Raw genomic sequence first — 25,873 nt, 5'->3', positions numbered from 1 at the left:
TGTAGAAATGTCTGTAACTATTGGACAAAAAATGAGCCTGGATGTAGAAAGCCTGAACAAGGATATTAAGCTGTTCCCGCAGGTTCACCCGATTACCTCTGACATGAAACTTACCCACAAAGGCGTTTCCAGATTAGTTATGCTGGACCGCTATACTTTTAAAGACACTGAAAAAATTACTCTATCAAATGGTGATTTCGTCGTTCTCACGATCAAAGAGGATCCTAAATTCCCGGCCCGTGGACTTGGATTCATACAAGATATTGATTGGGAGAATAAAACTGCTAAAGTGCTTGTGGACGAAGAATTCCGCGGGGTGCTAGATGATCCTGAAGAAGCTTCGACCGGGGTTATCAAACGTTCACTGGACGTTATTGAAAAGCCGCTGGAAGTATTCTATGAGCAAATTGCGAAACGAAATGCGACAGGGCTTGCGGCTGTTGAAAAAACAGAGGAAAAGCGCCAGGAGTGGTTCGAGAAGTTCTACCAGGAACTAGTATCCATGAACTTCATCCCGGCAGGCCGTGTTCTTTACGGAGCAGGCGCTGAAACAGATGTTACTTACTTCAACTGTTATGTCATGCCATTCGTAAAAGATTCACGCGAAGGGATTTCCGAACACCGGAAACAGGTCATGGAAATCATGAGCCGCGGCGGCGGAGTAGGAACGAACGGTTCGACGCTAAGACCGCGCAACACACTTGCCAAGGGCGTAAACGGGAAATCATCCGGTTCGGTCTCATGGCTTGATGACATTGCTAAGCTGACTCATTTAGTTGAGCAGGGCGGGTCAAGACGTGGTGCACAGATGATCATGCTTAGTGACTGGCATCCTGACATTGTAGAATTCATCATTTCAAAAATGCAAAACCCAAGGATCCTTCGCTTCCTGATTGAAAACACAAATGATGACTCAATCAAAAAAATGGCGAAGGAAAAGTTGAAATTCACTCCTCTAACATTGCAGGAAGAAGCAATGTACCAGGGAATCGTTAACTATAAGAGCATCCCGGGTTACGGTGGATTCAGCGCAGATATTATCAAAGCGGCTGAAGAAAAGCTTGCAACAGGCGGAACATATACCGTCCACAACTCAGAATTCCTTACAGGTGCGAATATTTCAGTCACCCTGACAAAGGATTTCATGGACGCAGTTGAAAATGATGCTGATTATGACCTTCGCTTCCCTGATGTGGAAAGCTATGATGCAGAGACAATGAAGGTTTATAACGAAGAATGGCATAAGATCGGTGACGTCCGCGAGTGGGAAAAGCTCGGATATAAAGTGCGCACCTATAGAAAAATTAAAGCAAAAGAACTATGGAACCTGATCAATATCTGTGCGACATACTCAGCTGAACCAGGCATCTTCTTCATCGACAATGCCAATGACATGACAAACGCACAAGCGTATGGACAGAAGGTTGTAGCGACAAACCCGTGTGGTAGAGCAGCTTAGTTTGCCTCACGTTAAAAATTGCGGAATGAAGCGGGAACCCTGAGATGGGAATCCGAACCGAAGGCTCTGTGTAAAAGCAAGGTCAGGGGCAACGCATAGATGGTGAACCTGCGATAGCAGAATATAATCCATCCACGAGGCCGCAACATTACAACACTAAAAATAATGGAGAGGTTTTTATGAATAGAGGCTATGCAGGCTACTATAAAGGTTTCTATTTAAGAAGTTCCTATGAGTATGCATATGCCATATATCTGGACTATCAAAAGGTGAATTGGAATTATGAAGCTAAAACCTTTGATATTGGATATAAGATTTATAAACCTGATTTTTTCATTTTCGATCAAAACGGCTCTTTGTTAAAGATTGTTGAAATAAAATCTCGGAATAAAGAAGCTAAGAAAAGCGCTAAGATGGCTTTAGAAAGAATAAAAACTCTACATGGAATAGATAATGAATTGATTTCCTATGAAGAACTTTTAAACTTATATGAGTACTTACCTTTCACTTTAAACTCTGTTATAACGAAATGGATTAGGTCAAAAGATACTACTATTAACAAATCGTTATCAGGGTCATTGAATGGGCACTTTAATATAAAACATTCTCCAGCTACTAAGAGAAAGATCGGGGAGCATACAAAGCAATTATGGAATTCTAATAGCCAAGCAAAACAAAGAATGTTAGATGGACTAAAAAGGTCAGGTCTTTCACAAAAAGGCAAGATTAAAACTCCGAGGGAAAAAAGAAAATGCTTGATTTGCAACTCCGAGTTTATAACCCTTGTAAGTTCCCCTAAGAAGTTTTGTAATAAAGTATGTGCTGGAAGAAGTGCGATTCAAAATGCAACTAAAGTGTATGTTAACAAGAGAAAGGTTCTTCATGAGGATATAAAGCAATTCATTGTTGATTGGTCAATTGCTAATTCAAGTTTAGTTTTAAGTACTCCTTTAAATAAGGTTAGTACTACAATTAGTAGCATGATTGACCAAATTGAAAGTTCATTTGGAGTTAAAGATTTAAGAGTCATTTCTAAAGCTGTTTTTGGAGAAGATCGAGGAAGAAAAGAGCTCCTATTATTTATGAAAAATGTTTGTAATGAAAAGATATGCTGAACTAACGGGAAACGAACCGTTAGAACTAAGGGATAAAAAGCCTTTAGGATAACAAAATGGAACAGCCTCTCGCACCAAATTCTGTCTGCAACCTCGCTGCTGTAAACCTTGCAGAAATGGCGGACAAGGATACAAAGACAGTAAACTTTGAAAAATTGAAGCGTACTGTAGAAGTTGGCGTGCGCATGCAGGACAATGTCATCGATGCGACTCCATACTTCCTTGAAGATAACAAGAGACAAGCATTGGGTGAACGCCGTGTCGGTCTTGGAGTGATGGGACTGCACGATCTTCTGATCTACTGTGAAACAGAATACGGTTCTGAAGAAGGAAACCAGCTTGTTGATAAAGTATTTGAAACAATTGCGACGTCTGCTTACCGTGCATCTGTTGAACTTGGTAAGGAAAAAGGGAGCTTCCCATTCCTTCAAGGTGGTACAGAAGAAGAAACAAACAGACTTCGCCAGGCATTCACGAACACCGGTTTCATGAAGAAAATGCCTGAAGATATCCGCGAATCGATCCTTGAAAACGGGATTCGCAACTCACACTTGCTGACTGTTGCTCCCACGGGATCGACTGGTACAATGGTTGGCGTTTCAACAGGCCTTGAGCCATACTTCAGCTTCTCTTACTTCCGCAGTGGCCGTCTTGGCAAGTTCATCGAAGTGAAAGCTGATATCGTTCAGGAATATCTTGACCGCAATCCGGATGCTGATCCTGAGAACCTGCCGAATTGGTTTGTATCAGCTATGGAATTGGCGCCTGAAGCACATGCTGATGTTCAATGTGTCATCCAGCGCTGGATTGACAGCTCGATCAGCAAGACTGTCAATGCGCCGAAGGGCTATAGTGTGGAGCAGGTTGAAAAGGTATATGAGCGTTTGTATAAAGGCGGCGCGAAGGGCGGTACTGTTTATGTTGACGGCTCCCGCGATTCTCAAGTACTGACGCTAAAAGCGGAAGAAAACACGATGGAGGAGGAAATCGACAAGAAAGAAAAGCAAAAGCAGCATGTTGTCCTTGTCGATACCATCAATGAATTGCGTTCCACCAACGTAACGATCGGCTCTGAAGTCGGCAATACATGCCCGGTCTGCCGCAAAGGTGAAGTAAAAGAAATCGGCGGCTGCAATACATGCACAAACTGTAATGCACAATTAAAGTGTGGTTTATAAAATAAGACTAATAGTTTAGCCACGGCTTAGGCCGTGGCTATTGTTATGGCTAAATAATACCTGCTTCATGCCGATCCTCACGAAATAAAAAAATTCGTTGTTCTAAATTTTTGGATTGTCCCTATTATATAGTAAACCAATTAGAAATGGCTGGGGGTAGAGATGTTAGGGCTGATTGTGATATTACTGTTAGTTTTATTTTTGCCTTTTACTATAAAAACGATAGAACACAATCTTGAGATGTTTTTATTTACGATGGGACTCGCGGCAGCAACAATAAGCGGCGTGATGGATCGTCAGCTGATTGAGCAAGCGTTAACCGATCCTATCAATATTACGCTTGCGGTATTTTTAGCCGGACTACTCGCTAAGTGGTTTAAGGTGAAATTGGAGAAATCGATTCTTTGGGGCAGCAGAGTATTGACTCCTAGAATTTTCTTCGGTTTGACGGTTGTTTTGCTTGGCTTGGCCTCAAGTATCATAACTGCCATCATTGCTGCAATTATACTGGTTATGATTATCAAGGTCCTGCCACTTGATCGGAAATCTGAAGTGCGTTTTACCGTATTGGCATGTTTCTCGATCGGGCTTGGGGCTGCCTTAACACCGATTGGTGAGCCATTAGCAACAATTACAATAAGCAAACTGGACAAGGACTTCATTTATTTGCTCGAATTGATAGGGAAAGAAGTCCTTCCTGCAATAATTATTTTTGGCGCAATGTCCATTCTCCTGGTACGACCTATGGGAGGGGAAAAAGGTTTGCATACTGTCAGTCAACCCGAGTCTTATGGGGAAATTGCTGAAAGATCCTTGAAAATCTATCTTTTTGTAATGGGTCTTACATTTCTTGGACATGGATTTGAGCCTCTTATCAAAACATATGTTATTGGCCTTTCACCCGCTTTTTTATATTGGATTAACATGATTTCAGCAATACTGGATAATGCAACACTTGCTGCAGCTGAAATCAGTCCAGCGATGGATACTGGAACAACCAAGGCGGTTTTGCTTGGACTGATCATAAGCGGTGGAATGTTGATTCCAGGGAATATTCCAAATATCATCGCGGCGGGTAAACTAGATATTACCAGCAGGGAATGGGCAGCATTTGGGGTTCCAGTCGGTCTGGCCACCATGCTCATTTATAATATTATCCTGTTTTTTCTCTAACTGGTTCTCTGATTGTTTTTTGAATAAGAAGGATGGAAAAATTTTTTCCATCCTCTTTTTTCATTTCTGCCCATACTAACAATACTGACTTTTGGAATGAAATGAGGAAATGACTTATGAAAGCTTTTGTACCACAGCTTGTTTACATTGAGCCGAGGGCTTTGGAATATCCGCTGGGACGTGAACTGAAGGAAAAGTTCGAGAAAATGGGTTTGGAAATCAGGGAGACGACTTCGCATAACCAGGTCCGCGGCATCCCAGGTGACAATGAACTCCAGCAGTACCGGAATGCGAAATCGACACTTGTTGTAGGTATCAGGAAGACGTTAAAATTCGATACTTCCAAGCCGTCTGCCGAATATGCCATCCCGCTTGCAACAGGGTGCATGGGGCATTGCCATTATTGTTATCTGCAAACGACACTTGGCAGCAAGCCTTATATCCGCACGTATGTGAATCTTGATGAAATCTTCGACCAGGCCCAAAAATACATGGATGAAAGAAAACCGGAAATCACCAGGTTCGAAGCCGCCTGTACATCTGATATTGTCGGGATTGACCATTTAACCCACGCCTTAAAGAAAACAATAGAATTTTTTGGGGAGTCGGAATATGGTCAATTAAGGTTTGTGACAAAGTATCATCATGTCGATCACCTGCTTGATGCAAAGCATAACGGCAAAACCAGATTCCGATTCAGCGTCAATGCCCGTTACGTGATCAAGAACTTTGAACCAGGCACGTCATCCTTTGATGAGAGGCTGGAGGCGGCCAGGAAGGTGGCAAAGGCCGGGTACCAGCTTGGCTTCATCGTTGCGCCAATTTATATCCATGAAGGATGGAGGGAAGGCTATCACGAACTATTTGAGAGACTGAGCCATTCCCTTGAAGGAATCGACCTGACTGGCTTAAGCTTCGAGCTCATTCAGCACCGTTTTACGAAGCCGGCTAAAAATGTGATCCAAAAAAGATATCCTAAGTCCAAGCTTGAAATGGATGAAGAGAAGCGAAAATATAAATGGGGACGTTATGGCATCGGTAAGTACGTCTACCAGAAGGACGAAGCAAAGGACCTAGAAGAAACGATCCGCGGATATATCCATTCGTTTTTTCCGGAAGCAGAGATTCAATATTTCACATAACCACACATTTTTTTACTTGTACGCCGTACTATTTTACAAATGAAGCGCTTAAAGATGTAAAGATGGGATTACATCGACGGGAGTGGCTCATATGTATATTGACGGCGTTTTTTCCGGCGGAGGAATCAAAGGATTGGCATTGGTTGGTGCCTGTGCCGCGATTGAAGAGCGGGGGTTCCGTTTTAAAAGGGTCGCAGGGACCAGTGCGGGTTCATTAATCGCTGGCCTGCTTGCAGCTGGATATACGAGTGCGGAGATGGCAGGCATCTTGGATGATCTTGACTTGAAAAAATTTCTCGACTCAAGGAAAACAATCTTCCCATCAGCCTTGACGAAGTGGCTTTTTGTATACTGGCGGCTGGGTCTCTATAAAGGGGACGAATTGGAGTGCTGGATAGCGGAAAAGCTTGCTGCCAGAGGTCTGCGTACTTTTGGTGACCTCGCTCCGGATGCATTGAGGATCATCGCGTCAGATCTCACCAATGGCAGGCTGTTGATTTTGCCAGATGACCTTCCGAAATATGGTGTCGATCCACGGACTTTTCCTGTGGCAAGGGCCATCAGGATGAGCTGCAGTCTCCCATTCTTTTTCGAACCGGTGAAGCTGCGTGACCGTGTGGGAGTTAATATTGTCGTCGATGGAGGAGTGCTAAGCAATTTTCCGATGTGGTTATTTGATAAAGATAATGTGAAAAAAGTCCGTCCGGTACTTGGTGTCAAACTCAGCCAGAATCTGATCCAGCAGCCTACCAACAAAATTAAAAACGCCCTAAATATGTTTGAAGCCTTGTTTGAAACGATGAAGGATGCTCATGACTCCCGTTATATCTCAAGGAAACATGAAAAAAATATCATTTTCATTCCGACGGAAGGCAACCTGACTACTGAGTTCGAGCTTTCAGATGAGAAGAAACAGGAATTGATCGATTTGGGGAAGTCGAGTGCGGGGAAGTTTTTCAAATCCTGGTGTTATTAACTAAAGTTAGGCTTTTTGAAATGAAAGAAAAATTCTGTGCCCTTCTCAATGATGCTCGAATCGAAATGGAAACACTACAGGTGTGAAATTAACAGCATACGAAAAAAGCTTCAAAAAACACAAAAATCGAGCTTAGAACGAAGCCCGATTTTTTTTTCTGCCCTTTTTACCGTCTATGACTGTTAAATGTGAGGCATCCTTCTTTTTGTTGCGTGCGGATGCGAGCGACCTTATTTTTGAACGTTTAGAGGAGACATTAGTGTCTTTAGTCTGGAACCGTTTTTTAGACCGTTTTGCAGCTTTTTGAAATGCACGTTGCTGCTGCCGTCCCGAGCTTGAACTTGTCAAGCGGGTGACAAGAAAATAAATTAAGGCACCAACCAGGGCGATTGTCGCAATCATGGTAAGGATGCTTAATGGATCCGTAAATAAAGTAATGGCAAAACCAAAGATAGCAAGAACGATCAGTCCAGAAACAATATACTTAGAAGCACGATTCTTCATTGAAAGCCACCTCCCTACTAGCATCATGAGCAATTTTTCCAGCTTTTAAACTTGCCAACGATTACTTTATACAAATTCTCCGATTTTATACTCTTCTCCTGCTACTTTTTCCTTTTTAAAAGCGCTTTAAACGGTGATTTACATTTTCTTCATTATTCGCGTCCAATTGATCTGTTACTTTCATTTTACTAAAAATGAACAAAAACCTCTATATCAAGGTCGCTTCCTGAACAATTTTTCCTAATGTGCAATTCATTGGGCAGTCCGGGACATACTAAGGTTGGAGGTGCAACTATATGGCAGAAAATCATGAAAACCTTGAACAAAATCAAAGGGAAAAACCAATGTCTTTCATCACGATGAGCATAGTCACCGGGTTATTTGGAGGGATTTTTTGGAGTGCGCTTGCCTATTTAGCTTATATCTTCAACTTTACAGAAATCCGTCCAAATGTCATTCTTGAGCCATGGGCATTGGGAGCCTGGAAGGAGCAATGGCTGGGTACAGTCATATCCATTGTAGTGATTGGACTTTTTTCAATTGGCGCGGCCCTGATATACTATGCAGTGATGAGGAAGCTTAAATCCATTTGGGCTGGTGCAGCATATGGATTGGCCTTGTTTTTCCTTGTATTCTATGTGCTGAATCCGCTGTTTCCTGGTATCAAACCATTTTGGGACCTGTCAAAAAATACATTAGTCACATCGATTTGCTTTTATGTCTTATATGGTGTGTTTGTTGGTTATTCCATATCATATGAGGAAAATGAAAATCGTAACCTGGAGAAAAATCAGCACGAAGTGAACTCTTAAGGCTCTCGCGGTAGTGTTAACGAAATCAATTATGATAGAATGTTCTTATTGAACATTCTTTTTTTACGGGAGCCTGCCATGAAAAAAATACTTTTACTGAACGGCCCAAACTTGAACCGCTTGGGAAAAAGAGAGCCAGGGATATACGGTGTCAGCACATTGAAGGATTTAGAAGAACGGATGATCCGTCTTGGGTCGGAAAGCAAGATTGAGGTTATTTGTTTCCAATCGAACCATGAAGGAGACCTGATTGACAAACTCTATGAGGCAGAAGACACTGGTATAGACGGCATTATTTTCAACCCTGGGGCTTTCACGCATTATAGTTATGGCATCAGGGATGCGATTGCAGGAATTGATTGTCCCGTTATCGAAGTACATATTTCCAATGTTTATCAAAGAGAGGAATTCAGGCACAAGTCAGTGATTGCTCCAGTATGTGTTGGTCAAATAGCAGGTCTGGGCGTTCTAGGCTACGAATTGGCGCTTGAAGCATTTGCAAGGGAAACAGAAGGGGAGGAATAGGTGTATGGAAAAAATTCGAAAATTACGCGAGAGCTTTCAAAGGCTCGGAATCGATGGAATGCTGGTCACTAGTGATTTCAACCGCAGATATATGACAGGCTTCACTGGTTCTGCAGGCATGGTGCTGATCAGTGCTGAAAAAGCACTATTCATCACGGATTTCAGATATACTGAGCAGGCTGCAAAACAATGTGTAGGCTATGAAGTCGTCCTGCACAAAGGGCTGATCCAGGACGAGGTTGCAGAGCAGGCCAAAAAGCTGGGGATCAAAAAGCTTGGTTTTGAAGAAAATCATGTTACATATTCAGCATACAAAACATTCGATAAGGCTGTCGAAGCTGAATTAGTGCCTGTATCAGGCGAAATTGAAAAGTTACGCTTGATTAAGACTGATTCAGAGATTAAGATATTAAAGGAAGCAGCAGCCATCGCAGATGCTGCGTTTACACATATTCTTGAGTTTATCCGTCCGGGCAGGACAGAGCTGGAAGTATCAAATGAACTGGAATTCTTCATGAGGAAACAGGGAGCAACCTCCTCTTCATTCGATATCATTGTAGCTTCAGGCTACCGTTCCGCACTTCCGCACGGAGTAGCAAGTGACAAGGTGATTGAAACAGGGGACTTTGTAACCCTGGATTATGGAGCATATTATAATGGGTATGTATCGGATATCACACGTACATTAGCCGTAGGAAGCCCTTCAGAAAAGCTGAAGGAAATCTATGATATTGTACTTGAAGCCCAGCTTCGTGGAATGGCAGGCATCAAGCCGGGCATGACAGGCAAGGAAGCTGACGCGCTAACACGCAACTTTATCACCGAAAAAGGCTACGGAGAGTATTTTGGCCACTCTACAGGCCACGGAATCGGACTCGAAGTACATGAAGGACCTGGTCTGTCATTCAGATCTGATACAGTGCTTAAGACTGGTATGGTTGTGACTGTCGAGCCAGGAATCTATATTGCTGGTCTTGGCGGGGTAAGGATAGAGGATGATACTGTTATAACAAAAGACCATAATGAGTCACTGACACATTCAACTAAGGAACTCATCATACTATAGGACACATTAGGAGGACAAACAATGATTTCAGTTAACGATTTCCGTACAGGTTTAACAATCGAAGTGGACAATGGTATCTGGCGTGTACTTGATTTCCAACACGTTAAACCAGGCAAAGGAGCTGCGTTTGTGCGCTCAAAACTTCGCAACCTTCGTACTGGAGCGATCCAGGAAAAAACTTTCCGCGCTGGTGAGAAAGTAGCGAAAGCACAAATCGAGAACCGTAAAATGCAATACTTATATGCAAGCGGCGACCAGCACGTATTCATGGACAATGAATCTTACGAGCAAATCGAATTGCCAGGCGCTTCTATTGAATATGAATTGAAATTCCTTAAGGAAAACATGGAAGTATACATCATGCAATTCGGCCACGAAACACTTGGTGTCGAGCTTCCGAACACTGTTGAACTTGAAGTGACAGAAACAGAACCAGGTATCAAAGGTGACACTGCTTCTGGCGGTACAAAGCCTGCGACACTGGAAACAGGCCTTACTGTACAGGTTCCTTTCTTCGTCAACCAAGGCGACAGATTGATCATCAATACAACAGATTCATCTTATGTATCTCGTGCATAATTAGAAAAGCAGAAGCGACTCAACGGGTTAGGCGCTGGGGCTAGACAATTCTCGAATTGAATAAAGTTTCATTCCATAACCTTGAAAACCTGCTGCAAAGCAGGTTTTTTTATATGGAAAAAGCATCCCGAATACCGAGATGCTCCATGCAGGCACTGCTGAAATATTTAGTTTATTGCTCTATCTCATATTTCCATTCATTCATTCCGCCGGTCATATTGTAAATATTCGTGAAGCCATTTTCGACGAGAATTCCGCTTGCCTGGGTTGAGCGGTTGCCGCTGCGGCAGACTACTAAATATTTTTGGTCCTTATCCAGCTCGGAAAGCATGCTCTCAATGACCTGCAAGGGAACTAATTTAGCGCTGGGAATATGACCTGCAGCGAATTCATCAGGAGTGCGCACATCCAAAACCTGAACGTCACCGCTATCAATCAATTCTTTTGCTTCGTCGGCTGTAACATCTGTATAGGAACCGCCTGAACAGCCGGTAATCAACAAAATAAACATAAATGCCGTGATAATTTTTTTCATGGTGATCTCTCCTTAATATACATATAGAGGTATTCTAACTTAAAAATTCAAAAGTGGATATAGACAATTTGTGTCAGGAGGAAGTTTGCATATTCGTTTTCTTTATATCATAAAAAAAGCCTGGCAGAATGCCTGGCTTTTAGAAAATTATGAACTTATATACGTTCCTGTGACGGTTGCCTTGATTTCCAATCTTCCCGGCTCTATCGGCGTCCCGCTTTCCCCGCTTGTACTGAGTGAGGCTACCAGGAATGGGCCGGGTGAACCTTTCTGAGTTTCCTCGGTAATCGAAAGAGGGGAAATTGCGGTTTGGATTCCCAAAGTCCGTGCTACTGTTTGGGCTTTGTTAGAGGAGTCCACCACTGCCATTGAAAGAGCCCTATTGTATAACTCCTGTGGCTCAGCAACTGAGAATTGAATGTTCATGATCTCGTTAGCGCCATTTTCAACGGCTGTGTCGATAATCAGGCCAGCCTTTGCGAGATCCCTGATCGTGATACTGTATAGATGTGTAACTCGATATCCCTGGAATAATTGCTTACCGTCTTCATAGGTATAGATGGGGTCAATGCGAAAATCTGCGGTTTTCATATCATCCTTTGCAATCCCAAGATTGCGTAAGGCTGCTAACAAGGCATTAGACTTTTCGGCATTTTCGGCCTGTGCACTCTGCAGATTTTGATTTTCGGTGCGCACGCCAACGGTTGCAGTTGCCCGGTTTGGCGCTGCGAATACCGAGCCTTCCCCACTAACGGTAATTTTTCTCCCATTCGCGGCACCATTGCCACGGTAGCCTGTATACAATCCATTAACCATCCATGATCCCTCCACGGTCCTTTTTCTATTACCTATTTCTATGTTGACTTGGAGGAACAAATAACATCCATAGAAAAAAGCATGGAGTGGATAAGAGGGATGAAAGAATTTACTCTCCGGCTCCAGGTGCTTTGTCAGTGTCATTCTTATTATTGTATTTTGTATCATTAGTCGGCGATTCCTTAGGACTTCTTCCGCCCCCAAGATAGGAAGCCCGGTCAGCTCTCTGTGCTTTCTGGAACTTCTGGTGATCATTATTCATCTTTATCAACTCCTTTCATTACTATTCTTTTCGTTTAAAAGCGATATTATTTCCTCTCGGTCGATACAGTTCCTACAAATCTCAATCTGGCATCATCTACAAAACAAATCCCAGTGGCAGCCATTCACGAATCTGCTCGTCATAAAGTGTCCAAGCAGGCATACATATTAAGTAAGCGTATTGTCAGGAGGATTAATGATGGAGGATATCTTATCTTTTTTGCCGAAACGAATTGCTGAATTGCTGGATGCAGTTCCTCCTAATGATCAAGATGGGATGGAAGAAGTGCGGATACGGATTAACAGGCCGCTTGAAATAACGGTAAGGGGAAAACCTCAATTCCTGCCGTATATCATTCCGCCTGAGGATGCTGTCCAGCTGTTGAACAAGCTTGGGCATTTTTCAATGTATACACTGGAGGAAGAATTAAAGCGTGGCTATATCACGATTGCCGGAGGTCATCGTGTCGGACTGGCAGGCAAGGTGATCCTGGAAAATGGCTTTGTAAAAGTAATCCGGGATATATCATCCTTTAATTTTCGGATTGCGAGGGAAAAAATCGGGATTGCAGAGCCGTTGCTTCCCTATATTTACGAGAACGGCTGGAAACATACGATGATCATCGGCCCGCCGCAGACAGGAAAAACGACCCTGCTCAGGGATATAGCTAGGATGATATCAAGCGGGGTTCCCAGTAAAAAATTGCCTCCTCTTAAGGCTGGAATTGTGGATGAAAGATCTGAAATAGCAGGCTGCGTGAAAGGTGTCCCGCAGCTTACATTCGGCCCTAGAGTAGATATCCTGGATTCTTGCCCGAAGGCGGAGGGGATGATGATGATGATCCGCTCGATGAGCCCGGATGTCCTGGTTGTTGATGAAATAGGCCGAAAGGAAGACGGAGAAGCGATTCTTGAAGCAGTTAACGCAGGCATTAAATTAATCATGACTACCCATGGAGATTCGCTCGAGGATATCAAAAAAAGGCCAACTTTGAAACCAATCCTGGAGATGGGGATTTTTGATAGATTTGTGGAGCTTGGAAGAATTTCTGGCCCGGGAACCATCACCTCAATCAGGGAAGCCAACGGCAAAGAAGTTCGCCATAAAGTGAGAGTGACATAAATGATCAAAATAATTGGTGCGATATTGATTATCCTGGCCACGACTTGGACAGGTTTCGAGGCATCCAGACACCTTAGCGAGCGTCCAAGGCAGCTTCGGCTCCTGAAGTCAGCCCTGCAATCATTGGAGGCTGAAATCATGTACGGCCATACACCGCTCCATGATGCCTCGAGAAAGCTTGCTGCCCAGATGTCTAAGCCTTTATCCTGGTTCTTTGAATCTTTTTCCAAAAAGCTGACAGAATCTGATACTACGGTAAAAGCAGCGTGGGAAGACAGCCTGAAAGAGGTCTGGAAGATGACCGCTTTCAAACAGGGAGAGTTTGAAATCATGAAACAATTTGGTGAGACGCTCGGCAGGCATGACCGTCATTCCCAGCAAAAACAAATCCTGCTGACGATCTCCCATCTGGAAAGAGAAGAAGCAGATGCCTGCGAAAAACAAATGAAATACGAAAAAATGGTGAAAAGTATCGGCTTTTTATCAGGCTTATTATTAATCATCTTACTGATGTAGCGTTTAGGAGGAGGACAAGATGGGTCTTGAAGTGGATATTATTTTTAAAATCGCAGGGGTAGGCATCGTCGTGGCATTTTTACACACCATACTCGATCAGGTGGGAAAGAAGGAATATGCACAGTGGGTAACCTTATTTGGATTCATATACATTCTTTTCATGGTGGCCTCCATTGTCGACGACCTCTTTCAAAAAATTAAATCAGTATTCCTATTTCAAGGGTAGGGGAGGGCTTTGCCATTGAGATCCTTCAAATAACAGGTGTAGCACTGATCGCGACTTTCCTGGCCCTCATTGTCAAGGAACAAAAGCCAAACTTTGCTTTCTTGCTCATCGTGTTCACAGGTTCAGCAATCTTCTTATTTTTGGTAGACCAAATATATCAGATCATTTCAATGATCCAGAAGCTGGCGGCAAATGCCAAGGTAAATCTCGTCTATGTAGAAACGATCCTGAAGATCATCGGAATCGCCTATATTGCCGAATTCGCTGCCCAGATCACAAAGGATGCTGGGCAAGGGGCCATAGCTTCCAAAATCGAATTAGGCGGTAAAATTCTTATTCTCGCCATGGCCATTCCGATTCTCACTGTCATGATCGAAACAATCATTCGCTTGATTCCAGGCTGATCGCGGGCCTTTTTTAAAGAGGTGAATATAGTTGAAGCAGCGTTTGCAGTTCATACTTGGCATTGTATTGATCCAGTTATTTTTTTTCCTTCCGGGTGTACAAGCTACTGGTGACGAAGAAACAACCAACACATTGATCAATCCGGATAAAATCGCCGGTGCCCAGCTTGAGGACTTGAATATCGATGAACTTAAAGGTTTCTGGGAGGATATTATCAATAAATACGATGGATATTTACCAGAAAGCCAGAAAGGCAGTCTTTATGATTTTATCAGCGGTGAAAAAAAGTTTTCGCTCAAAGAATGGTTCAAAGGGATTCTGAATTTCGCTTTTCATGAGTTTATCGTCAATGGAAAATTATTAGGTTCCCTGATCTTGCTTACAGTTTTCAGTATGTTCCTTCAGGCCCTGCAGAATTCTTTCGAAAAAAGCACCATCAGCAAGGTCGCCTATTCGATTGTGTTCATGGTCTTGATCATCATAGCGCTCAATAGCTTTCATGTCGTGGTTGATTACACAAATGACGCAATCGGGACGATGATCCAATTCATCCTGGCGTTGATCCCGCTGCTCCTGGCACTGATGGCAACATCCGGCGGCCTGATATCCGCAGCTTTCTTTCATCCAGTCATCCTTTTCATGATGAACACCAGTGGCATGTTCATTCAATATGTAGTACTGCCGCTCTTATTCCTATCAACATTGTTGAGTATCGTCAGCATATTGTCAGAACAATACAAGGTGACACAGCTGGCCAGCATGCTCCGGAACTGGAGTGTCGGACTACTGGGGATTTTACTGACTGTATTCCTTGGCGTCATTTCCGTTCAGGGGGCGTCCTCAGCGGTGACAGATGGAGTCACGGTCAAGACGGCCAAATTCATCACTGGCAATTTTGTCCCGGTAATCGGCCGTGTGTTCACGGATGCAACGGATACGGTCATCAGTGCGTCGATGCTGCTTAAGAACACAGTCGGGATTGCGGGTGTAGCGATTCTGCTGATCATCGCCGCTTTTCCGGCCGTGAAAATTCTTATGGTTGCATTTATCTATAAATTTGCTGCCGCCATCCTGCAGCCTTTAGGTGGCGGACCGGTCATTACCTGTCTGGATATCATCAGCAAAAGCATCATCTATGTTTTTGCAGCCCTGGGGATTGTTTCCCTGATGTTTTTCCTGACAATCACGGTGATTATTGCCGCTGGAAATCTTACGATGATGGTGAGGTAAGGAGGGAGAAGAAATGGATTTTATAAAAGAATGGATTACCAATATTATCATCTTCATACTCCTGGCTACTGTCCTTGACATGCTCCTGCCGAACTCCAGCTTCCAAAAATATACGAAAATCGTCACAGGCTTGATATTGATTGCCATCATCCTGTCTCCAGTAATGAAACTATTTACTTCAGACTTTGAAACAGCAATCGCTTCAATGAGCCAATTCAATAGTTTTGAGGATGAAAAGATAAAAAATTCAATAGAATTTCAGAAAAAAGAAATACAAGCATCCCAGCATGCATATATTTTAGAAACAATGGCTGTCCAATTGAAAACAGCCGCAGAGGAGGAGTTGATGGAGCAGCAAGGAATGGAGATTGCTAATATCGAGCTTGAAGTAAATGATCAGGATCAGCGGCCTTTCCCTGAAAACCTGGAATATGTCATCGTGCATCTGAAAAAAGCCGAAGATGAGGGAGAGACTGTGGCAGTAGTAAGAGAAGTAGAAATTGATACGAACGCACCCCTTCCATCAAAACAAACCTCTCAGAATACAGATCAAATATCTTCTCTTCTGTCAGAGAAATGGAATGTTCCTGAAAAATCAATTCAAATCATGATAGAAGGGGGGAGTGACGAGCATGGACAATGAGAAAGGTCCCTTAAGCTGGCTTAAGAAGCAATTGGGCAGCAAAGACGGACCGCCAGAGAAGAAATCTGGCAAATACCAATACTTAATGATTGTCGTCCTGTTTGGGGCAGCTATCATGCTCGTAGGCAATATCCTTGGAGACCAGAAGCCTGATATCGCGGTTACCGCTACTAAGGAGGCAGGAGCTGAAGAGGATGCGGCCGTATTCGGGCAAAAGAAATCTGCCGGGAATGACGTCATTTCCGAGTATGAAGAAGCATATGAAGCCCAATTGACCGAGATGCTGGAAGGAATCAATGGCGTCGGGGAGGTCACGGTTTTTGTAAACGTGGACGCAACTGACAAGAAGGTTCTTGAGAAGAATACGGTCATCCAGTCACAGACGACGGATGAAACCGACCGTGAAGGCGGCAAACGCAAGGTCCAGGATGCCTCACAGGATGAGCAGCTGGTCATCATCCGCAACGGTGAAAAAGAGGTTCCAATCGTTCTCGAGACCAAGAAGCCAGAAATAAGAGGTGTCCTTGTGGTTGCGAAGGGCGCCGAGAATATACAAGTGAAAAAATGGATTATCGAGGCCGTCACAAGGGCATTGGATGTTCCGAATCACCGGGTAGCAGTCATGCCTAAAAAATCTAAGGGGGAATAATAGATGTTATTGAAAAAGCAAACAGTTTGGTTATTGACAATGTTAAGTCTTGTAGTGGTGTTATCGGTGTATTATATCACTGCTCCTGAACAGCAAAAAGCAGATTTGGCCGGTGTTGAAGAACAGAAGGCTGAAGGAACAGAAACAGCAGCAACTGAATCCAAGGATGGCAAAACTGTGATCTCTGGGATTGCAAGCGATGAAAAGTTCGAAGCACTTCGCATGAAGCTTGAAGAACAGCGCACGAAAATGAAGGAAGACCTTCAGTCAATCGTCGCTTCCACTGACCTGCCTGCTCAAGACCGCAGCGATGCAATCGAGAAGATGAACGAGCTTGATGAAGTAGCTCAAAAAGAATTCACCCTTGAGACATTGATCAAGTCAATGGGTTATGAAGATGCCCTAGTACGCGCCGACGGAGAGAATGTCCGGATCACAGTAAAAGCTCAGGAACATTCGAAGTCTGCTGCAAACGAAATCATCCAGATGGTTCGTACAGAGCTAGGCTCCCTGCAGAATGTTGCAGTTCAATTTGAGCCAGTAAAATAAAGGGGAAATGCAAAAGGGAAGGCTCATGCCTTCCCTTTATTTATTCTGCAGCTTAATCAGGTTCTCCAAAGATTGATGAGCCGCTTCCACAGATTTAAATAATTGCTCATGATGTTCACTTTGTGAAAGAGCAGCCGCTGAAATCTCTTCTAACGCGGCACTTGCCTGCTGGATGACGGAGCTGAAGCCCGTGATGGAACTTTCGATTGCCATTGAAGAATCCAGGATCGTCTTTGTCAGTTCCTCCTGTTCAGATATATCACCCTTTAACTCTTTGAAAGTTTGATGGATTAATTTGAATGCTTCCATTGTTTCCGCTGCTAATTCGAGGTTTTCTGTAAGTTTTTCAGCGGTCAGATTGACTCCATCTTTTGTTTTGGAAGTGTCACTCATGACGCTGGTTAAATTCTCGGTTATCTGTGTTGCTGTATGACTGGTGATGTCCGCAAGCTTCCTTACTTCTTCCGCAACGACGGCGAATCCTTTGCCGCTGTCTCCGGCACGGGCTGCCTCGATGGATGCGTTCAATGCGAGCAAATTGGTCTGAGATGCGATTCCCTGGATAGCCGCAGCAAAGCTGGCTGTTTCCTTGATCAGCGAGGAAAGCGATGAAATGTGCGAATTGACATCCTGCATATTTTCATAGGAAGCTGTCAATTCTGAAATAAGGCTGGACATCAGCTCATCGCCTTTATCTGAAACCCTTTCAGCTGCCATTGCGTCCTGATGGAGTTTTTCGACAAGGGCTGATGTCCTGGTGATGACCTGATTTGTTTTTTCAAGGGATTGAGTAATATCCACGACTGAATCTGACTGGATATGGATTCCTGCGGAAATCTCCGTGACTGACTGAGTCATTTCCTTCGAAGATTGATAATTTTCCATACTTTTGAATTTTACGTCATAAATCAGCTTTGCAATGCTCCTTGTGTTGCTTTCGATTACTGCCCTTGTCTCCAAATCCTTGTTTAATAGATTTTCCGTTTCCAGTTTTGCAGACTCAATCGTTTGAGACAGCTTTTTGGAAATGGAAAACTGAAAGCCAAGCATTACTGTGACAAGCATATATAAAAGGTAAATCGTTACATAGTTTTTTGTTTCCAGTGGCAGCACTTCATGATGCAGCCAGGTGAACAAAGAAATAATCATAAATCCGAGACCGGATGCCAGGAATAGCAATCTCCTGTCCATGTAGATTGCTGCGGCAGCAAGGATAAAATAAAGAAGGGTATAGGCGGTCGGCGAAACGCTGGTTTCCATGATCAGGAACAAAACTGCCGAAACGATGACAACGGATAGATAGGGAATGAAAGTTGTTAATCTTTTGGTATAGTGGAGCAAAGCGACTGCTGAAACCCCAATACCGCCGCCAAGGATGATAGAGAGGATTACGGCAAGTTCTTTTTGCATGGCAATATCAACTACTGCCGCCAAAAGAACTGATACTAGAGTGGCTTTGACGATTAAAGAATTCTTCCTTTCTAAATCCTCTTTTTTAATTTCTTCAATATTTTTCATGAATTGCATTCTCCTCATATTCAAGCTAATGTAATATTCGCTAGAAATTTTGGGATTCCTGTCGTATGAATTCACTTTTTTTTCAGAAAATATTAAAATAGAGAAGGAAGACAAGAAACATTGTTACATATTGAAGTTTTACATGGTATTATCGTATAGTATTAGTATCTAGTCTTAATAATCGAAAAGGACAAGGGGTGCACAAAGATGTTAAAAGTACAAGAAATCAGAGAATTAATCAAACTAGTAGACCAATCAAGCATTGACGAATTTTCATATGAATTTGAAGGATCAAAAATCAAAATGAAGAAGCACGGGGAAACCAAAACTGTAGTTGAGCATGTACAGCCGGCAACTCCGACATCAGCTCCAGCTCCACAGCCAGCGCCGGTCGTGCAAGAAGCTCCAAGACCTGAACAAAAGGCAAAGGCAGCAGCGGTCCAGGAACTGAAGCAGGAGGAAGTACAGGATACATCCAACTTACATAAGATCGTCTCCCCGATGGTCGGGACTTTCTATCAATCTTCTTCACCTGAAGCGGATGCATATGTCAAAACGGGCTCGAAGGTGAGCAAGGACTCAATTGTTTGTATCGTTGAAGCAATGAAGCTTTTCAACGAAATTGAGGCAGAAGTAAATGGGGAAATCGTAGAAATTCTAGTTAAAGATGGACAGCTTGTAGAATACGGCCAGCCTTTATTCCTGGTTAAGCCCGAATAAGGAGCGATATTGATGATAAAAAAATTACTGATAGCCAACAGAGGAGAAATAGCAGTCAGGGTCATCCGTGCCTGCAGGGAATTGGGGGTTGAATCCGTAGCTGTCTATTCAGAAGCTGACAAAGAATCTCTCCATGTTCAGCTTGCTGATGAGGCATACTGCATCGGCCCAAAGGCTTCAAAGGACAGCTATTTGAATTTCACCAATATTATCAGCGTAGCCAAGTTGACAGGGTGTGACGCAATTCATCCGGGTTACGGCTTCCTAGCCGAGAATGCTGATTTTGCAGAGCTTTGCAGAGAGTGCAATATCACGTTTGTCGGGCCATCCCCTGAAGCGATCCAGAAGATGGGAACGAAGGATGTTGCAAGGGAAACGATGAAGCAGGCCAATGTACCGATAGTGCCGGGTTCACAGGGAATCATTGAAACCACGGAAGATGCGGTCAGTCTGGCAAATGAGATTGGTTACCCGGTGATCATCAAGGCAACGGCAGGCGGAGGCGGTAAAGGAATCCGTGTGGCCAGGACGGAACAAGAGATGATCAAAGGAATCAATATCACCCAGCAGGAAGCGATGACTGCGTTCGGAAATCCAGGTGTATATATCGAGAAATATATCGAGGATTTCCGCCATGTAGAGATTCAGGTACTTGCAGACAGTTATGGCCATACGATCCATCTTGGAGAGCGTGACTGTTCGATCCAGCGACGCCTGCAAAAACTGCTAGAGGAAACTCCATCACCTGCCCTTGACGGTGAAACCAGGGCCGAAATGGGTGAAGCAGCAGTCAAAGCTGCGAAAGCAGTTGATTATACAGGCGCTGGCACGGTAGAATTTATATATGATTACCGCAATCGCAAATTTTATTTCATGGAGATGAATACCCGCATCCAGGTTGAACATCCTGTAACAGAAATGGTTACAGGCGTGGATTTGATCAAGGAACAGATCAAGATTGCCTCCGGCGAAAGGCTGAGCCTTAAGCAGGAAGACGTCCAGTTCAACGGTTGGGCAATCGAATGCCGGATCAATGCAGAAAATCCTGCGAAAAATTTCATGCCATCGGCAGGCAAAATCAAAATGTATCTCCCTCCAGGCGGTTTTGGTGTTAGAATAGATTCAGCGGCATATCCTGGTTATACAATCCCGCCTTACTATGATTCAATGATTGCGAAGGTCATTACTTATGGAAGCAGCCGGGAAGAAGCGATTGACCGCATGAAGAGAGCGCTTGGTGAGTTTGTGGTTGAAGGCATCCACACAACCATACCGTTCCACCTTAAGCTGCTGAACCATGAAAAATTCGTGGAAGGGCAGTTCAATACGAAATTCCTGGAAATGTATGATGTTATGTCAGAAGAATAATAGGAGGATCTAGCCATGAGTGAACAGCAACATTTACTTGAAATGAGCCATGATGAAAACGGCTTGGGAAAAGTGGAAATTGCACCTGAAGTAATCGAAGTCATCGCAAGCATCGCTGCATCCGAAGTAGAAGGCGTCATGCAAATGCGCGGCAGCTTTGCAGCAGGAGTAGTTGAAAGACTCGGAAAGAAAAACCACGGTAAAGGTGTAAAAGTCGAGCTAGTTGAAGAAGGAATCAAGGTTGACGTGTATTGTGTCATGAAGTTTGGCGTATCGATTCCTGCGGTTGCACAGAAAATCCAGGACAATATCCGCCAGGCATTATTGAACATGACGGCACTTGATGCAACAGAAGTCAATATCCACGTAGTCGGCATCCAGTTCGAAAACCAAAAAGTAGAACCGGAAATCGAACAAGAAGTTTAACCATCAAACCAAAGGCATAAATATGCATGCCTTTGGTTTTTTTGTACTGTTTTCTCAAGTGCGTATGATGTAATTGTTCTAAGTAGCTACGGGTTCGGACAAAATCGCGTGCTGAAGAGAAAAAGTTGTCCAAAGGTGCCCCAGGTTCGGACAAAACCTCGCGCTGAAGAGGAAAAGTTGTCCGAAGATGACCCAGGTTCGGACAAAATCCCGTGCTGTAGAGAAAAAGTTGTCCGAAGCTGACCCAGGTTCGGACAAAATCCCGTGCTGAAGAGGAAAAGTTGTCCGAAGTAGAGCCAAGTTCGGACAAAATCTCGTGCTGAAGAGAAAAAGTTGTCCGAAGGTGACCCAGGTTCGGACAAAATCCCGTGCTGAAGAGCAAAAGTTGTCCGAAGATGACCCAGGTTCGGACAAAATCACGTGGTGAAGAGGGAAAGTTGTCTGAAGTAGGCCTGTGTTCGGACAAAATCACGTCCTGAAGAGCAAAAGTTGTCCGAAGATGACCCGTGTTCGGACAAAATCACGTCCTGAAGAGAAAAAGTTGTCCGAAGGTGCCCCAGGTTCGGACAAAACCTCCCGCTGAAGAGAAAAAGTTGTCCGAAGGTGCCCCGTGTTCGGACAAAATCCCGTGCTGAAGAGGAAAAGTTGTCCGAAGATGACCCAGGTTCGGACAAAATCCCGTGCTGAAGAGCAAATGTTGTCCGAAGATGACCCGTGTTCGGACAAAATCACGTCTTGTAGAGCAAAAGTTGTCCGAAGATGACCCGTGTTCGGACAAAATCACGTCCTGAAGAGCAAAAGTTGTCCGAAGTAGTCCCAAACCCATTCTTACACTGAAATCCCTTATCTTCTAGGAGATATTTTCTTTTGTTTTGATTAACTTTTTTCTAAAAAGTGAAAAATAATAGGAAATCATGCGTAAAGAGATATGATATGCTATTATTTTGTTAGAATCAGACAAGCCGTAAAGGAGCTAAGGAATTCAATGAAAAGAAGAACAGCACGAGAAAAGGCATTACAAGCCTTATTCCAGATTGATATAAGCAAGGTGGAAATTTCAGACGCGATTGAACATGTGCTTGAGGAAGCAGCTGGGGATGATTATCTGAACAAGCTTGTAAACGGCACAGTAGAGCACCAGCAGGAAATTGACGAGGAGATCAAGGTATACCTAGAAAAGTGGTCACTCGACCGACTCGCAGCCGTTGACCGGAACCTCCTGCGCCTCGCCGTATACGAATTGAAGTATTGCAACAAAGAGGTACCGATGAATGTCGTTCTTGATGAAGCGATTGAAATTGCTAAATTATATGGGGATGACCAATCAAGCCGATTTATTAATGGGGTTCTGTCCAAAGTGAAGCAGAGCATTTCCTAAAACCATTGCGCAGGCAGGTTGGACCTTCCCTGATCATATAGGGGGAGAAAGTATGGCTGCTATTATTATTGATGGAAAAGAGATTGCCAAGAAGAAGAAACTCGAAATCGCCGACCAGGTTCAGGAGCTGAAAAAACAGGGAGTAACTCCAGGCCTGGCCGTGATTCTTGTCGGTGACAACCAGGCGTCAAGAACCTATGTCAACAGCAAGCAGAAAACCGCAAGAGAACTTGGAATGCATAATGTCCTGATTGAGTATCCTGTCTCCATTACTGAGCAAGAGCTACTGGCTAAAATAGACGAACTCAACAAGGATGAAGATATCCATGGGATTTTAGTTCAGCTTCCGCTTCCGGATCATATCAGTGAGAAAAAACTGATTGAAGCTATTTCACCTGAAAAAGATGTTGATGGCTTCCATCCAATCAATATTGGCCGAATGATGACCGGCCAGGATGCCTTTTTACCATGCACGCCATTTGGTGTAGTGGTCATGATGAAGGAGATAGAGGTGGATCTTGCCGGGAAGCATGTCGTTGTCGTTGGCAGGAGCAATATTGTCGGAAAACCGGCAGGCCAACTTTTCCTGAACGAAAACGCAACCGTTACATATTGCCATTCGAGGACAAAAGACTTAAAGGAACATACAAAACAGGCAGATGTTATCGTAGCAGCAGTTGGAAAAGCGGACTTGATTACAGCTGACCATGTAAAGCCGGGCGCTGTGGTCATCGATGTTGGCATGAACCGCAACGATCTGGGCAAGCTTTGCGGGGATGTAGCTTATGACGAGGTCAAGGAAAAAGCCGGGTATATCACTCCTGTGCCTGGCGGTGTCGGTCCAATGACGATCGCCATGTTGATGTATAACACTTTGAAGTCTGCAAAGAACCATATGAATAGACTTCAAAACTCAAATCTATAAGGCGTGATTCTGTCCATATCTGTTATAAGTTAGAAACTGAAAATCCACTTATGTTAAGTGACGAATCGGGATTCTAAATTTATAATGGATATGGGCAGTTTTTTTGATTTTTAAGAAATCATGTACTTTTTAAACTTAGTTTAGTGTCTAGCTTCTGCGCCTAGTCAGTTTTCATCCCAGAGAGGGCTTCTTCGAGTATCTTGCGAGAAGCGTTAGCTTTGAGCAGCTCGAGTCACTTGTCTAGTTTCGCCTCCTAGAAACTCCGAAACTTCAACTCCGCCGGCAGAAGCAAAAAGCGCTTCTTTGTCGGAGTCTCCAGTTTCTGCGTTTCTGGACAGTCGGCTATACATTTCGACTTCGGTCCTCCAATGAAGTCAAAGAACGACTGCACTGTCAGGGCCTCCAGTGCTTGTCGCGTCTGCCCAAGGAGCTTACGCTTTTCTAATTAAAAGCAACACAAAAGGAGTTCACGAATGGATAATCAGCGTTATCTAACCGTCAACGCGTTAACCAAATACATAAAGCGAAAATTTGATGCAGATCCGCATCTTCAAGGCGTTTATATTAAAGGGGAAATCTCCAACTTCAAAAGGCATTCAAGCGGGCATATGTATTTTACGCTCAAGGATGAGAAAGCAAGGATCCTTGCTGTTATGTTTGCGGGTACTGCACGATCCATGAAGTTCAAGCCTGAAAATGGCATGAAGGTCCTGGTCAGAGGAGATATTTCAGTGTACGAAGGCAGTGGCCAGTACCAAGTTTACATAAAAGAAATGAAAACCGATGGAGTGGGCGACTTATTTGTCGCTTATGAGCAGCTGAAGAAGAAGCTTGAACAGGAAGGCCTTTTCTCACCGCAATACAAGCAGCCGATTCCGAAGTATCCAAAAGCTGTTGGTATTGTTACTTCGCCAACGGGGGCAGCAATCCGCGATATCCTAACGACAATCAAGAGAAGATATCCCATTACCAAGGTACTCATTTTCCCGGCGCTGGTACAAGGAGAGCAGGGCGGCCCTTCCATAGTCAAAGCAATCCAGAAGGCGAATGATAGGGCAGACATTGATGTTCTGATCATCGGCCGAGGAGGCGGATCGATTGAGGAGCTCTGGAACTTCAATGAGGAGTCCGTAGCAAGAGCGATTTTTGCTTCTAAGATCCCAATTATATCTGCTGTGGGCCATGAAACAGACTTCACTATCGCCGATTTCGTTGCAGACATGAGAGCACCGACGCCAACTGGTGCCGCTGAATTGGCAGTTCCCCATATCCAGGAACTGATTGAAAGGGTAATGAACCGGGAAACCAGACTGATGAGGGCGATGAGGGAGAAAGTGTTCTTCCAGCAAGAGCGATACCAGAGGCTGATCAGGTCTTACGCTTTCCGCTATCCAAGGAAGCTGTATGAGCAAAAGCTTGAACAAGTCGACAAGCTGACAGAATCGCTGACCCGCGGAGCCGGGAAACTGTATTCTTCAAAAAATGACGCGCTTCTTCAGCTGAAGCGGAGATTAGATCGAAGCCACCCAGAAGAACTGAGGAAGCTTTCTGCTGAAAGACATATAAGGACAACAAGAGCTTTGAACCGGGCAATGACGTCCGTCTTGTCTGAAAAGCGGAAAGAGTTCAACGGTATCGTTTCAACACTTGAAGCTTTAAGCCCGCTGAAGATCATGGACCGAGGCTATAGCCTGGCATATACGGAAGCAGGGGAACTGATCAAAACAGTCACCCAGGTAAAGCCCGAACGGAAAATAAATGTAAAGCTTTCTGATGGAAGTATTCAATGTATCGTGACAGATATCGAGGAGAGTGATAACGATGGCAGATGAAAAAAAACTGAGTTTTGAACAGGCAATGGACCAACTGGAAAGCATTGTTGAGAAGCTGGAAGAGGGCGATGTGCCTTTGGAAGAAGCGATCTCTTTTTATAAAGAAGGAATGGAATTATCCAAGCTTTGCCATGATAAGCTAAAGAATGTGGAAGAACAGCTAGCCCAGATCATTACTGAAGATGGACGGACTGAAGGTTTCTCCATAAACGAGGAGGAATAAT

At 43.9% G+C, this 25,873-nt stretch carries 28 protein-coding genes and 2 pseudogenes; 25 read left to right on the top strand and 5 right to left on the bottom strand.

The annotated features are described in order from the left end of the window. Positions 1-7 precede the first annotated feature (7 nt). From RH061_RS15995 to RH061_RS15970, 6 genes and pseudogenes are all read left to right on the top strand, one after another. Positions 8-1,447, top strand: a pseudogene (locus RH061_RS15995) (vitamin B12-dependent ribonucleotide reductase); the annotation flags it as partial. Between the two features lie 191 nt (positions 1,448-1,638). After that, positions 1,639-2,574, top strand: coding sequence for a PDDEXK family nuclease (locus tag RH061_RS15990; RefSeq protein WP_311071628.1), 936 nt, complete (start codon positions 1,639-1,641; stop codon positions 2,572-2,574). Positions 2,575-2,633: 59 nt separating this feature from the next. Further along, a pseudogene (locus tag RH061_RS15985) lies at positions 2,634-3,752 on the top strand (vitamin B12-dependent ribonucleotide reductase); the annotation flags it as partial. 162 nt (positions 3,753-3,914) lie between these two features. Then, positions 3,915-4,925, top strand: coding sequence for a DUF1646 family protein (locus tag RH061_RS15980; protein ID WP_311071627.1), 1,011 nt, complete (start codon positions 3,915-3,917; stop codon positions 4,923-4,925). Between the two features lie 116 nt (positions 4,926-5,041). Next, positions 5,042-6,067 (top strand): spore photoproduct lyase, encoded by a 1,026-nt coding sequence (gene splB / locus RH061_RS15975; protein WP_311071626.1) that lies wholly within the window; start codon positions 5,042-5,044, stop codon positions 6,065-6,067. Between the two features lie 91 nt (positions 6,068-6,158). Further along, positions 6,159-7,043 (top strand): patatin-like phospholipase family protein, encoded by an 885-nt coding sequence (locus tag RH061_RS15970; protein WP_311071624.1) that lies wholly within the window; start codon positions 6,159-6,161, stop codon positions 7,041-7,043. A gap of 132 nt (positions 7,044-7,175) precedes the next feature. On the opposite strand, the gene RH061_RS15965 is transcribed toward RH061_RS15970, so the two are convergent. Then, positions 7,176-7,547: an SA1362 family protein gene (locus tag RH061_RS15965; protein ID WP_311071622.1), complete on the bottom strand. Its 372-nt coding sequence runs from the start codon at positions 7,545-7,547 to the stop codon at positions 7,176-7,178. 296 nt (positions 7,548-7,843) lie between these two features. Here RH061_RS15965 and RH061_RS15960 point away from each other — a divergent pair, with 296 nt between their 5' ends. The 4 genes from RH061_RS15960 to efp all read left to right on the top strand — a co-directional run bounded on the left by RH061_RS15960 (position 7,844) and on the right by efp (position 10,529). Then, positions 7,844-8,359 carry a YqhR family membrane protein gene (locus tag RH061_RS15960; protein WP_311071621.1) on the top strand — a complete coding sequence of 172 codons (516 nt, stop codon included), beginning with the start codon at positions 7,844-7,846 and terminating at the stop codon, positions 8,357-8,359. A gap of 78 nt (positions 8,360-8,437) precedes the next feature. Beyond that, positions 8,438-8,884, top strand: a complete 447-nt coding sequence (gene aroQ, locus RH061_RS15955; RefSeq protein WP_311071619.1) for a type II 3-dehydroquinate dehydratase — start codon at positions 8,438-8,440, stop codon at positions 8,882-8,884. Between the two features lie 4 nt (positions 8,885-8,888). Next, on the top strand, positions 8,889-9,950 hold the full coding sequence (locus RH061_RS15950) for a M24 family metallopeptidase (protein ID WP_311071618.1): 1,062 nt from the start codon (positions 8,889-8,891) through the stop codon (positions 9,948-9,950). A gap of 21 nt (positions 9,951-9,971) precedes the next feature. Then, a complete protein-coding gene (efp, locus tag RH061_RS15945; protein WP_311071616.1) occupies positions 9,972-10,529 on the top strand; it encodes an elongation factor P in 558 nt (185 codons plus the stop codon). Positions 10,530-10,701: 172 nt separating this feature from the next. Here efp and RH061_RS15940 read toward each other — a convergent pair whose 3' ends face one another. The 3 genes from RH061_RS15940 to RH061_RS15930 form a co-directional block, all read right to left on the bottom strand. Continuing rightward, on the bottom strand, positions 10,702-11,064 hold the full coding sequence (locus RH061_RS15940; RefSeq protein ID WP_311071614.1) for a rhodanese-like domain-containing protein: 363 nt from the start codon (positions 11,062-11,064) through the stop codon (positions 10,702-10,704). Positions 11,065-11,211: 147 nt separating this feature from the next. Then, positions 11,212-11,880: an SIMPL domain-containing protein gene (locus RH061_RS15935; protein WP_311071613.1), complete on the bottom strand. Its 669-nt coding sequence runs from the start codon at positions 11,878-11,880 to the stop codon at positions 11,212-11,214. A gap of 109 nt (positions 11,881-11,989) precedes the next feature. Beyond that, positions 11,990-12,142, bottom strand: a complete 153-nt coding sequence (locus tag RH061_RS15930; protein WP_167831517.1) for a hypothetical protein — start codon at positions 12,140-12,142, stop codon at positions 11,990-11,992. Between the two features lie 198 nt (positions 12,143-12,340). Here RH061_RS15930 and spoIIIAA point away from each other — a divergent pair, with 198 nt between their 5' ends. The 8 genes from spoIIIAA to RH061_RS15890 are packed head-to-tail and all read left to right on the top strand — an operon-like array spanning position 12,341 to position 17,482. Further along, positions 12,341-13,264 carry a stage III sporulation protein AA gene (spoIIIAA, locus tag RH061_RS15925; RefSeq protein WP_311076426.1) on the top strand — a complete coding sequence of 308 codons (924 nt, stop codon included), beginning with the start codon at positions 12,341-12,343 and terminating at the stop codon, positions 13,262-13,264. Continuing rightward, entirely contained in the window at positions 13,265-13,780 is a 516-nt protein-coding gene (spoIIIAB, locus tag RH061_RS15920; RefSeq protein ID WP_167831516.1) for a stage III sporulation protein SpoIIIAB, read from the top strand. It begins immediately after the preceding gene. A 19-nt stretch (positions 13,781-13,799) separates the two neighbouring features. Then, entirely contained in the window at positions 13,800-14,006 is a 207-nt protein-coding gene (spoIIIAC, locus tag RH061_RS15915) for a stage III sporulation protein AC (RefSeq protein ID WP_009794945.1), read from the top strand. Between the two features lie 14 nt (positions 14,007-14,020). Next, entirely contained in the window at positions 14,021-14,410 is a 390-nt protein-coding gene (gene spoIIIAD, locus RH061_RS15910) for a stage III sporulation protein AD (RefSeq protein ID WP_173401223.1), read from the top strand. A gap of 31 nt (positions 14,411-14,441) precedes the next feature. Then, positions 14,442-15,641, top strand: coding sequence for a stage III sporulation protein AE (gene spoIIIAE, locus RH061_RS15905; protein ID WP_311071593.1), 1,200 nt, complete (start codon positions 14,442-14,444; stop codon positions 15,639-15,641). A gap of 13 nt (positions 15,642-15,654) precedes the next feature. Then, entirely contained in the window at positions 15,655-16,284 is a 630-nt protein-coding gene (gene spoIIIAF / locus RH061_RS15900; RefSeq protein WP_311071591.1) for a stage III sporulation protein AF, read from the top strand. Further along, on the top strand, positions 16,274-16,933 hold the full coding sequence (spoIIIAG, locus tag RH061_RS15895) for a stage III sporulation protein AG (RefSeq protein WP_311071589.1): 660 nt from the start codon (positions 16,274-16,276) through the stop codon (positions 16,931-16,933). Before spoIIIAF ends, spoIIIAG begins: the two co-directional genes overlap by 11 nt. Positions 16,934-16,936: 3 nt before the next feature. After that, the gene (locus RH061_RS15890; RefSeq protein ID WP_167831512.1) at positions 16,937-17,482 is read left to right on the top strand and encodes a SpoIIIAH-like family protein; all 546 of its coding nucleotides are present in this window, start codon (positions 16,937-16,939) and stop codon (positions 17,480-17,482) included. 36 nt (positions 17,483-17,518) lie between these two features. Here RH061_RS15890 and RH061_RS15885 read toward each other — a convergent pair whose 3' ends face one another. Then, a complete protein-coding gene (locus tag RH061_RS15885; protein WP_311071586.1) occupies positions 17,519-19,000 on the bottom strand; it encodes a methyl-accepting chemotaxis protein in 1,482 nt (493 codons plus the stop codon). A gap of 207 nt (positions 19,001-19,207) precedes the next feature. On the opposite strand from RH061_RS15885, the gene accB reads away from it, so the two are divergent. The 7 genes from accB (at position 19,208) to RH061_RS15850 (ending at position 25,872) form a co-directional block, all read left to right on the top strand. Beyond that, positions 19,208-19,720, top strand: coding sequence for an acetyl-CoA carboxylase biotin carboxyl carrier protein (gene accB / locus RH061_RS15880; RefSeq protein ID WP_311071584.1), 513 nt, complete (start codon positions 19,208-19,210; stop codon positions 19,718-19,720). A gap of 12 nt (positions 19,721-19,732) precedes the next feature. After that, positions 19,733-21,088, top strand: a complete 1,356-nt coding sequence (accC, locus tag RH061_RS15875) for an acetyl-CoA carboxylase biotin carboxylase subunit (protein ID WP_311071582.1) — start codon at positions 19,733-19,735, stop codon at positions 21,086-21,088. Between the two features lie 15 nt (positions 21,089-21,103). Then, positions 21,104-21,514: an Asp23/Gls24 family envelope stress response protein gene (locus tag RH061_RS15870; protein WP_311071580.1), complete on the top strand. Its 411-nt coding sequence runs from the start codon at positions 21,104-21,106 to the stop codon at positions 21,512-21,514. Between the two features lie 985 nt (positions 21,515-22,499). Next, positions 22,500-22,892 (top strand): transcription antitermination factor NusB, encoded by a 393-nt coding sequence (gene nusB / locus RH061_RS15865; protein ID WP_311071578.1) that lies wholly within the window; start codon positions 22,500-22,502, stop codon positions 22,890-22,892. 52 nt (positions 22,893-22,944) lie between these two features. Next, complete coding sequence (gene folD / locus RH061_RS15860) at positions 22,945-23,817, top strand: bifunctional methylenetetrahydrofolate dehydrogenase/methenyltetrahydrofolate cyclohydrolase FolD (protein WP_311071576.1); 873 nt, start codon at positions 22,945-22,947, stop codon at positions 23,815-23,817. Positions 23,818-24,290: 473 nt separating this feature from the next. Continuing rightward, the gene (gene xseA, locus RH061_RS15855) at positions 24,291-25,649 is read left to right on the top strand and encodes an exodeoxyribonuclease VII large subunit (protein WP_311071574.1); all 1,359 of its coding nucleotides are present in this window, start codon (positions 24,291-24,293) and stop codon (positions 25,647-25,649) included. Then, a complete protein-coding gene (locus RH061_RS15850) occupies positions 25,639-25,872 on the top strand; it encodes an exodeoxyribonuclease VII small subunit (protein ID WP_167831504.1) in 234 nt (77 codons plus the stop codon). Before xseA ends, RH061_RS15850 begins: the two co-directional genes overlap by 11 nt. Position 25,873 lies beyond the last annotated feature (1 nt).

This window comes from Mesobacillus jeotgali, assembly GCF_031759225.1.
GTDB classification, from domain to species: domain Bacteria; phylum Bacillota; class Bacilli; order Bacillales; family Cytobacillaceae; genus Mesobacillus; species Mesobacillus jeotgali_B.
Note: the sequence above shows the minus strand (reverse complement) of the source record. Positions and strands in the feature narration are given on the sequence as shown.